This is a genomic window from Bacillus sp. 1021 (genome assembly GCF_014534735.1).
GTDB lineage: Bacteria > Bacillota > Bacilli > Bacillales > Bacillaceae > Bacillus > Bacillus siamensis.
Genome location: NZ_JACVSR010000001.1, coordinates 946,624 through 957,893 on the forward strand (window position 1 = coordinate 946,624; position 11,270 = coordinate 957,893).

General features: G+C 46.0%; 3 protein-coding genes. All 3 read right to left on the bottom strand.

The genetic code is table 11. The features are described 5' to 3' along the window. Positions 1-165: 165 nt before the first annotated feature. Positions 166-1,437, bottom strand: coding sequence for a glucuronoarabinoxylan endo-1,4-beta-xylanase XynC (xynC, locus tag ICW23_RS04720; protein WP_188154098.1), 1,272 nt, complete (start codon positions 1,435-1,437; stop codon positions 166-168). 76 nt (positions 1,438-1,513) lie between these two features. After that, entirely contained in the window at positions 1,514-3,052 is a 1,539-nt protein-coding gene (locus ICW23_RS04725) for a glycoside hydrolase family 43 protein (RefSeq protein WP_188154099.1), read from the bottom strand. 307 nt (positions 3,053-3,359) lie between these two features. Next, positions 3,360-11,216 carry a non-ribosomal peptide synthetase gene (locus ICW23_RS04730; RefSeq protein ID WP_188154100.1) on the bottom strand — a complete coding sequence of 2,619 codons (7,857 nt, stop codon included), beginning with the start codon at positions 11,214-11,216 and terminating at the stop codon, positions 3,360-3,362. Between the last annotated feature and the right edge of the window lie 54 nt (positions 11,217-11,270).

The window sequence follows — 11,270 nt, forward strand, 5'->3', positions numbered from 1 at the left end:
AAGGTTGATGTAAGGTTCGGATTAATACGGGTTAAGGTTGGAGTTGTACAATGAGATTGTACTTCAGTGAGGGATGCAGTCAGACCCACAGAAAATAAGCCAATTTTCTTTTTAGAGTCAGAAAATTGGCTTATTGCTATGATCTATTTGAACAAACAGATACCTTTAACGCTTTACAACAAATGTTGTCACGCTTTGAGCCGGCAGATGGGCCCAAAAGTGATTGTCCGTTACTTTGAGATCCGTTCCAGGCTGAAGATTGCTGCTGCTGCTCGTGATCCATCTGGATACTTGAGAAGCGGATCCGTTCTGCAACACAAAGTTTTGGTTGACCCCTGTATTGGTTTTGTTAATGGCGACAATCACGACTTTGTTGTCACCTTTATAGGCTGACACGTAAACATTCGGATTAGGGTTTTTCGTTGCATCAATCCTTACATATCCAGGGCGCACAAATTTAGAGAAATGGGCCATATTGTAGCCTCGTTTGCTGATCGTGCCATCTTCTTTCATAGGACCATATGATCTTCGGATGTACCACCAAACATAAGCTTGTAAATCCCCTTCTACCATCGAACTGTGAATATGTTGCGAAACATCCAAGGCCTCGGGCCATCGATCCGCCGAGTTGTTATCACTGTTCGGATAGTATACTTCCGTCATCCAAAGGTCTTTCCCCGCTCCTTTTTGTTTAAAAAGAGGATAAGGGAATTGACTGACCTGAGTTCCGTACAGGTGGGTTCCGAGAATATCCATATTGGCAAGGGCCTGAGGATCGTTCAAAATCGGGTCCGATAAATTCTTTAAGTATTGAAATGATTCAGGCGCAATGACGCGGGCATTGATTGAGCCGGCGTTTTCTCTCATAAAGCGAAGTATTTCTTGCGGCGTCCACCATGTCCACTCGTGAGCGTAATCAGGCTCGTTTTGGATGGAAATTGCATACAGATTTACACCATTACTCTTCATGAAGTTAACGAAATCGTTAAGATGCTGCGCGTATGCGGCGTACTTATCGTATCTCAGCCGCTTAGCTGATGTGTCACCATTATGATTGAAAGTCTCGACCATATCGTTTGGCGGATTCCAGGGAGAAGCGAAAACGATTGCTCCATGTTTGATCGCACTCTTTGCAGTCTCTACTTCTTTGTACCAGTTATTTCTATTTTCATCTACATGAATTCTTAAGATCGAAAAGCCTAACTGGTTCTGCCCATTGCCAAAAGCAGTTTCTCTTTGAGCAGCTGTTAAATCTCCAACCCAAGCCGGGTGGTTCATCCCTCCAAAACCGCGAATCACTTGTCTTTCTGCGGAAATGTTAACTGTTACATCATTTGCCGCCAAGACCTCAGCAGCGCCTGGGCCCATTAACATTACTGACAGCGTAGTGAAACATACCAATAATAGACAAATTGTTTTTTTTACGCTCGACATCATTTTTTCTCTCCTTTATCTGTCTTTTAACGTATTAGGAAAATGTGTTCTGTCCTGCTTTTATATCACAAAACTGATGTTATCTTTGCGTAAATTGCCAATAATCAAAATTAAACAAGTTTCCTGAGCCTGTTCCGGTAAATACAAAGAATACGTTGTGCACACCGGCTGCGCCGCTTACCGCAGTTTCTATTTCTTTCCAATTTTGTGTTCCGCCTGTGGAAGGGACATTCAGTGTTCCCGCAAGTTTACCGGTTGGACTATCGAGACGCACTTCTATTCTCCCGCCAAGAGCGGATGCTACATTTGCTTTAAACGTCCTGGCACCGCCCGACCCGAAGTCTGCATTTCCTACAGCAACCCAGTCTCCGTTCTGAATGTTTGTTATATGTTGATTATTTACCGGCCCGCCGGGTGCAGAGGAATTCTCGGTCAAAATCCGTCCATTCCAGGCAAACGTTTCAGCTTCTACCCGGTGATATGGATTCAAGTTAGAAAGCTGTTTTACGCCTGTATAATTTGCCGCTACCTCTTGAATGGATCCGTCTGAATTATGCACAAGCTTATTGATATGGGGAGAACGGTATCCTTTGCCGGCCCCGAACAGAGCGGAGCTGACAGTTTGAGTATGATACACCGTGTACCACTCGTTTTTAAAATTGAAAACGGCATGATGGTTGTTTCCGCCGCCTCCGAAAAATGCACCCGGATTTTTCAGGAAGTGCCCTCTATATGTAAAGGGACCCATGGGACTTGAGCTGGTCATGTAGCCGATCTCACCTGGGGGTTTATCGGCCGGGTGCGCGCCGCTGAAATTGATGCAATAGGAATAGTAATATGTCCCGTTATATTTGTGCATTCCCGAATCTTCAAACATGAAAGGCGCATCGATTGTAGATGCACTTCCGGCAACACTGGTCATATCAGGCCCTAATTTCATGACTCTTGCTGTTTTAGGGTTTGCCCATTGCTCCTGTGTCGGATTTGAACCTCCGGGGATGCCTCCGCCGGCATACAGGTAACCGGTACCGTCGTCATCTACGAATACTGCCGGATCAAAAAGCCATACAACGCCGGACATTCCTGGTGTACTTGGCGTCACCAGCGGTTTTCCGATCGGATCTGTCCACGGACCGGTCGGGCTGTCTGCAGTGAGAACCCCGATACCGCCGCCGCTGTTTGCGAAATAAAGGAAGAATTTGTCCTTGCCATTTATCTTTTTAACGGCGACTGACGGGGCCCAGGACGCACCTGCCCACTTTGCGATCCCCCGGCCGCCATTAGCGCCATAGGCACCTGCTACCGGAATGGCTCCGTGGTCTGTCCAGTTCACCATATCCGCTGAAGATATGACGAATACTCTATTCAAATTGGCAAATGAATTATCCTTAATCGTTCCGTTGCTGTTATATTCATAATCATCACTTGACATATAGATGTAGACTCTTCCGTTATAAGTCAGTGCAAACGGATCTGCGCCCAGATGATGGTCGATCAGCGGGTTTGAATTCCCTGCATGTTTTGCAATTGGCGTACTGGCAGCATACGCAGACTTCCCAGATAAGCAGCTCAATAATAAAACAAGAACCCATAAACATAAGCTACATTTTTTCCTCATTACTTCATATCCCCCTTTTCCTAAAATAAGGGTCCTTTTGGGAAATTGCAGTGCTGGCAGCATACGACGACTTCCCAGATAAGCAGCTCAATCATAAAGCAAGAACCCCTAAACATAAGCTACACTTTTTTGTCATGACTGAATATCCTTCTTTTTCCTTAAAATGAGAATTTTCTTTTAACATTTGATGACAAATGGTCATGGAGAACGCATGCGAGGAAACCGTTTCAAATGCATGAGCTTACTCTCTTCTTTTTCGTACAAAATGCCGCTGACTGTCATCCAGCGGCATTTTACACTGGATCATTTACATTTTGTCAAACTTCGTATTTCCCGCAAATGATCCCATTGACAGTTGTTCTTCAAGAACAAGTCCGTGATGATGCCGTTCTTCAATCCGTTTAATAATAGATCGAATTGCATCCGTATTTTCTTCGATATTGTGAGGTTCAAAGATCGTCACGTGATCTCCTTTTAATTTGTACTCAAGATAATGCTGTGCTGTTGAATGTGTCCAGCCCCTATCATCGGTTACATCGCCGCATAGCAAATGATGGATGTTGGCGTTAACGGCGCCGGAATTGATCAGTTCATTGTGATACGCAAGATAGCCTCTGATTTTATCCTTAATCGAAGGAATGGTTAATATTTCTCTGTAGTAGTCCGGAATAATGTCCATATTCAGATGGACGATCTCTTGGATTTCCTCTTCCGATAAATGAGTTACCGAATCGGTGATTTTAGAATCCAGCATAATGACATCAGATACGGTGCGGCCCCGCTTCTCCAAAGCTTTAGCAGCCTCAAAAGCCAAATTCGATCCCGAAGAGTAACCAAGCAGAACAAAAGGCCCTTGTTCTTGAATGCTTATCATGCTTTCTGCATACCGGTCAACGATCTCTTTCTCATGAGACGGCTCTTCTAAAAAATCTGCCGCATAGACGGTGCTGACGCCGTCAAGTCTTTTCGCCATTTCATTATAAACGAGTCCATACCCGATTAAAGGCGGGAAACAGAACACAGGGATTGAATCTTCCTGGTTCAGCTTGACGAATACGTTATGATCCGTCTCGGATTCGAAAACTGCAGCTTGAATGGCGCGTGCCATTGTTTCGATGGTAGGAAAATCGTATACGGCTTGATAATGCATTTTGATTCCCATACTGGCGTTAATTTGATGAATGAGCTGCAATACTTTAAGTGAATGGCCGCCAACGTCAAAGAAGTGATCTTTAATCCCGGGGTCAGGCAGAGCTAAAATATCCTTCCATATATCGGCCAGCTGCTTTTCAATTAACGTTCCTGGCGCTGCGTATTCGGTTCCGGTAAGCCTATTTCCCTCAGGAGCCGGCAACGCTTTTCGATCGATTTTTCCATTAGCGGTTATCGGCATCTTCTCTACTTGTACAAAATAAGCCGGAATCATATACGCGGGCAGATTGTTCAGCAAATGACGCTTCAGCTGCGCCGTATTTAATGACTCGTCTCCTGACAAGTAAGCGCACAGCTGCTTTGAGCCCTCTTCTTCAATCGCGATGACGACCGCTTCTTTGACAGCATCGAGTTGTAGTAAAGATGCTTCGATCTCGCCGAGTTCTATCCGGTAGCCTCGGATTTTCACTTGATGATCGATTCGTCCCAAATACTCGATATTGCCATCGGGCAGCCATCTTGCCAAGTCGCCTGTCCGGTACATCCGCTTCCCTGCTTCAAATGGGTGAGCTGCAAACTTCTCAGCCGTCAGCTCCGGGCGGTTCAAATAGCCCCGTGCGAGCCCGTCTCCGGCGATACACAGCTCTCCTGCCACACCGAGCGGTTGAAGAAATTCTGATTCAGGGTGTACGATATACAATTGAATGTTGGAAATCGGTTTACCTATCGGAACTGAGTTAAGCGTTTCTCCCGCTTCGCATTCAAAATACGATACATCGATCGTCGCTTCGGTCGGCCCGTATAAATTGATGATTTTAGCCTCACCCGCCGGTGTGATCAAGCGATGAAACCCGGCAACGTGCGCAGGCGTCAAAGCCTCGCCGCTTGCAAATACATATTTTAATGACGCCAGCTTTCTCTTTAATTCCTCGTCGGATTTCTGCTCCATGGACTCAAGAAAAGCATGCAGCATCGCAGGCACAAAATGCATAACGGTGACATTTTTCTGCGCAATCGTATCTAAGATGACGTCAGGGTTCTTTTCCCCTCCGTTTGGAAGCAATACCGCTTTAGAACCAGTCATCGACCACCAGAACAATTCCCACACCGATACATCAAAGGTGATTGGGGTTTTTTGCAGAATGACATCCTGCTTATCCAGCGGGTAATGTTCCTGCATCCAAACGAGACGATTGATTACGGATCGGTGTTCCACCATAACCCCTTTCGGTCGGCCTGTTGATCCCGAAGTATAGATAACATAAGCTAAGTGATTCGGTCCGGCCGTCTGTTTCAAGTTTGAACCATCTTCCCAAGAGAATCGCGGATCTTCCAGGTCAAGCACTTTTCCCGTAAAAGGCACGCTTTTCCTCAAGTGACTCTGTACTAACAACAGCTTCGTATCCGAATCCTCCAATATATAGTGAATCCGTTCTTCCGGATAGCTCGGATCGATCGGCACATACGCGCCGCCGGCTTTTAAGATTCCGAAGAGTCCTGCGATCATTTCCAAGGAACGTTCGACCATAATCCCGACCGGCTGATCCGGCTGCACGCCTTCTGATTGCAATGTCCGGGCAAGTTGATTGGCTCTTTCATTCAGTTCCCGGTATGTCAGCTGGCTTTCCCCGTATACGACAGCCGTTTGATCAGGCGTACGCTGTGCTTGTTCCTCAAACAATTGATGAAGCGTCTTTTCCTTTGGATAATCTGCTTCCGTATCATTAAATGCCTCTATAAGGAGCGAACGTTCATCCCCCGTAAGTATATCCAAGTCTTGGACGCGAATCGCCTGACTGTTCACCATCTGCTTAATGATTTGCATAAAATGCTCTTCCATCCGCTTGACACTTGCATGATCATAGACGTTGCTATTGTATACAAAATGAATGTCGATTTCTCCCGCGGGCATGACAATGAAATTGAAATCGTAATGGGTATGCTCTTCCATATGGAAATTGATAATGTCCAGCGCGTCACGATTCGGTTTCATATGTTCCATTTGTTTCTCGACCGGATAATTTTCAAATACCATGATATGACTGATCAGCTGCTGCTTTTGTTCGGTTTGAGCCTGAATTTCATATAACGGAAATGTATCATACGCCTGAGAAGCCAATGCCTGCTCCTGGCTCATTTTCAACACTTGTTCCACAGTCATTCCAGGCTGAGCGGTAATACGGACGGGAATGGTGTTGATAAATAAACCGACCATGGATTCAATACCCGGAATTTCTGCCGGGCGGCCGGATACGACCGATCCGAAAACGACATCCTGACTGTTGTTGTATCTTTGCAGCAATAGTCCCCACGCACTTTGAATGAACGTATTCACGGTGACGTGATGCTTGCTTGCAGTCTGTCTGATTTCTTCTGACAGCTGTTTTCCGAGCCGGCATGCAAGCCTTTGTTTTTGATATCCCGTGGCTTGGTTTGAGACAGGTTCTTTCAGTAAAACGGTTTGTCCTTCATAACCGTCCAAATATTTTTGCCAATAGGCTGAAGCGTGCTTATGATCCTGGTCTTCCAGCCATTCGATATATCGGCTGTACGGGGTGACGGCTTCGGGCTCCGGTTTTCTTCTATCAATAAGCTCATAATAGGTTTCAAACACTTCTTTCGTAATAAGAGGCAGACACCAGCCATCCATTAAAATATGATGGAAGCTCCATATCAATCGGGCTTGGTCATCCTCTGTACGAAGGATTGATACGCGCATTAACGCATCTTGGGTAAGGTCGAATCCTCTTGCCTTATCTTTTTGTACAAAGCCGGCAATGAACTCGTTTCGTTGTTTATTCTTCATGCTTCGAATATCGTCAACAGTTATTTCGATCGGTTTTTTCCGGAATACGATCTGCAAAGGCTGATCTTTCCATTCCGTATAAAAATGAGTCCGGAGAATCTCATGTCTTTCCGCCAGCTGTGACAAACTCATTGTAAATGCCTCGATATCCAAGTCGCCTTTGAGATCAAAAGCGGCTTGTTCAAAGTAAGCTCTGGAAGCCGAATCCATTAAACTATGGAACAGCATACCTTTCTGCATGGGAGTTAAAGGATATATATTTTCAATGTCGCCAATATGCTGTGTTTGCTGAACAAATTGATCTAATTCTTCGATTGTTAAGTCCTTCAGCGAGATATCGCTTGGCGTCAGGTGAATGTCTTTTTGAGCTGCGCAATGTTCGATGACTTCTTTTAAGCTGTTCTTTAAGAGAGCTGCGCATGTTTCCATTGTTTCTCTTCGATATTGTTTACCGCTGTAACTGATGGCCAATGACAGCCGGCCGTCTGAGATCATGCCGTTAATGTCAAGCGTATAGGCAATGGGATGTCTGTCGCTTGCAATTTTCCCTCCGGAGTAAGGAGATACCTCGATTCCTCCATTTTCGAAATCTTGATCAAATTGTCCGAGGTAATTGAAGCTGATTTCCGGATGTCCGGTCCATTCTGATGCCTTCGGATGATCGGACGAATATTTCATCAGGCCATATCCTATTCCTTTTTGGGGAATCTGACGCAGCTGTTCTTTCACTGTTCTAATCCGCTGGGAGATGTCCCGGTCCGACTGGATTTGAAGAGAAACCGGGTATTGGGTTGTGAACCAGCCCACCGTACGTGAAATATCAACGTCTTGAAAAATAGATTCCCTGCCGTGCCCTTCCAGATGAACATGAATTTCTTCATGCCCCGTCCAGCGATGAACAGCCGTTCCGAGTCCGGTCAGCAATAAATCATTAATGTCAGTCGTATAGGCCCGGTTCGATTTTTTTAATAAACGCTCGGTTTCTTCCTCTGTCCATTGGACGATGATCGTTTCCCGGTCTTCGGCCAGACCGGTTTCCTGCTCATTGTCCTTTGGCAATTTGTGTTGCGAGATATGTTTCTGCTCAAGCCAATATTGATTTTTCGCTTCAAATTCCGGACTTTCTGCATAACGTTTCAATCGTTCAGCCCATAACAGATAGGAATCCGTCTTCTTAGGGAGCGTGATCGCTTCTCCGTTTTGGAGCTGCTCATAAGCTGACGTTATATCCTCAAGTAAAATCCTCCACGATACGCCATCTACAACCAGATGATGAATCGCAATCAGCAAATGATCGCCATCCTGACATTGAAACAATCCCAGTTTCATGAGCGGACCAGCGGCTAAATGGATGGATTGCTGAATGTCATTGGCTATCTTTTCTATCGGTTGAGCGGGGTTGTTTTCTTCGAGTAAAGAGAATACTTCGAGGCTGAATAATTCTCCTTCACTGATCCCCCGATTTCGGGCTTCGTGTCCATGATCTCCCTGAACATAGACCATGCGCAAAGCATCGTGATGCTCGGCTATCTTCTTCATGACTTTCTGAAGCTTCGATTCGTCCAACCCCTCTTTAAAATAAAGCATGACAGATTGATTATAATGGTGCGGATCAGGGTATTGCCGGGCGAAAAACCAATGCTGAATCGGCGTCAATAAGGTACGGCCTTTGATTTCCCCTTGTTCTGCGATTCGGGTAACGGGCTCAATAAAAGGAGCAAGCCCGGAGATCGTCGGGTGTTTGAACAAGTGTTTGATGTCAAGCTTATACCCGGCTTGATATAAGCTTGAGGTCACCTGAATCGACTTAATCGAATCTCCTCCCAGCTCAAAGAAATGATCATCGATTCCGACCTGTTCTGCGCCTAATACGGATTCCCACACCCCGGCCAGTATCTTTTCCAGTTCTGTCCGCGGAGCTGTATAAGGATTGCCAGTGAGATTTCCCGTTGGAGCAGGCAGCGCCTCGCGATCTATTTTTCCGTTGGAAGTAAGCGGCATCGCTGCCAGCTGTACAAAATAAGCAGGGATCATATAGGACGGAAGCTGCCGGGACAGGTGCTCCCGAATTTCGCCTGCGGTTAAAGAATGCTGTGCGGTATAATAGGCGCACAAGGATGTTTCCCCGTTGGTTTCTTGTGCCGTAACGAGAGCTTCTTGAATCGGCGGTATTTGGAAAAATGCGGATTCGACTTCCCCGATTTCAATGCGGTAACCGCGGATTTTGACCTGGTGGTCGATCCGGCCTAAATATTCGATATTTCCGTCCGGGAGCCGCCTTGCTAAATCTCCCGTCCGGTACATTTTCACCTCTGGCACAAAGGGGTGCTGCAAAAACCTTTCCGCCGTTAATTCCGCTCTGTTCAAGTATCCTCTGGCGATGCCGTCCCCGCTGATATAGATTTCTCCCGGGACGCCGGCAGGCACCGGCTTCATGCTCTTATCCATCACGTAAATATTCATGTTGTCCGCGGCGGTTCCGATCGGCACTGATTCCCGTCTGTCGTTTTGCGGATCAAAGGAATAAATCATACAGCCGACGACTGTCTCTGTAGGCCCGTATTCGTTAAAAATTTCGATTTTTCCGCCGAATTTCCCGCTGATGCTTCGGGCGAGCCGCGTGCTTAAATTGTCACCGCCGACAATGAATTTCCGAATGGTGCACTCAGCAGGGATATTCATCTCTTTCAATAACTGCAAGTGCGCCGGGGTCAGCTTGATAATATCCGCCCTTGAATCCTGAATAATGCAATCAAGCAAGGCAGCACTGTTTTCTCCTCCGTAGACAATAATGGAATTTCCTGTAATAAGCGGAGTGAAAACAGACGTTATCGTCAGATCAAAAGCGATGGACGAATATAGGGGAAAGTTGGTTTTTTCCCCTTTGACATAGACCCGGCGGGCCCACCAAATATAATTGGTTAAGCCCTGATGCTCAATTGCCACTCCTTTAGGCTTGCCTGTGGAGCCTGACGTATAAATGACATAAGCCAAATCCTTCGTACTGCTGATCGGTTCCAGGTCAGAGCCGTCTTCGTGGTAAGAGCTTTCCTGATCGAGGAAAACCATTGTGCCCGCAAGTTCCAACTGTTTTTGAAGATGGCTCTGCGTCAGAATGATATCAGCTTGGGAGTCTTCTGCTATATACTGTATGCGATGCTTCGGATAATCCGGGTCAATTGGCACATAGGCCCCTCCCGCTTTTAAAACGGCCAGTATTCCCACGACCAGTTCGATCTCATGTTCGCAAATAATCGCAGTGAGCCGGTCCGTCTTTACCCCCTTTTTCCTTAACGTTCGGGCTAATTGATTGGCACGTTCATTGAGCTGACGATATGTGAATTGCTTTTCTCCGCAAATAACAGCTGCTTGATCCGGTGTTCGTTTCATCTGTTCTTCGAATAACTGATAAATCGTCTTATCCCGCGGATATTCAGTTTTCGCAGTTTGATTGTCAACGAGAAGTGTATGTGTCTCCGATTCTGGCAAAATATCCACTTGGCCGAGGGGGAGGTCAGGCTGAAATAATATGACAGAAAATAGCCGGTTTAAATGTCCGAGCACCTGCATCATATACTGACGGTCATAGACTTGTTCATTAAAACATAACTTTAGGTCAATCAAGCCTTCACCCATAACAAACTGAAATAAAGCATCTGCAGCAGCCGTTTCTATGAAACCATCAGAATGAATTTGCTCTAGTGAAACGACTGTATGGATGATCGGCAAATGATTTGCATTGTAGTTCAGCCTCAGCTGTCCGGCCATTTTATCAAAGGGAACGTCCTGATATAAGATCGCTTCGTCCAGCGTATGTTTCAATTCATGGAAAATTGATTTAAACGTACTGCCGGAATTGATATGCTGTTTGATTAACATGAGCTGGTCTGAACGAAGATCTTCATCAGTTTCGTCTTCAAAGGTTGGAACCCCTGTAATCACGCCCTCATCCCCCGTGTATTTGTATAAAAGGGATTCAATTCCGATCAGGAGAACCAGATAGACGGCCATTGGCGTTTGGTTCGTCATGGTCAGGATGCGCCGTGATACATCCGCACTCAATGAACTGTGAATACAGTCAGATCCGCTTGTTATATCACGCTTTACTGTTGAGTCGGACACTTGAAACGAAGGGAATGCACTGGGACGGTCTTCCGTGTGAAACATTCGGCCCCAGAACAACTCCTGTTGTTTGAATTCTGACATTCATACCCCTCCAGTTGGTTTCATTCCTGTTTTCAGGCAGCTGGCGGCAGCCGC

Bases quoted from the DNA above. Each gene is read 5' to 3' on its own strand.
- xynC (WP_188154098.1), bottom strand. From the start codon at position 1,437: ATGATGTCGAGCGTAAAAAAAACAATTTGTCTATTATTGGTATGTTTC.
- ICW23_RS04730 (WP_188154100.1), bottom strand. From the start codon at position 11,216: ATGTCAGAATTCAAACAACAGGAGTTGTTCTGGGGCCGAATGTTTCAC.
- ICW23_RS04725 (WP_188154099.1), bottom strand. From the start codon at position 3,052: ATGAGGAAAAAATGTAGCTTATGTTTATGGGTTCTTGTTTTATTATTG.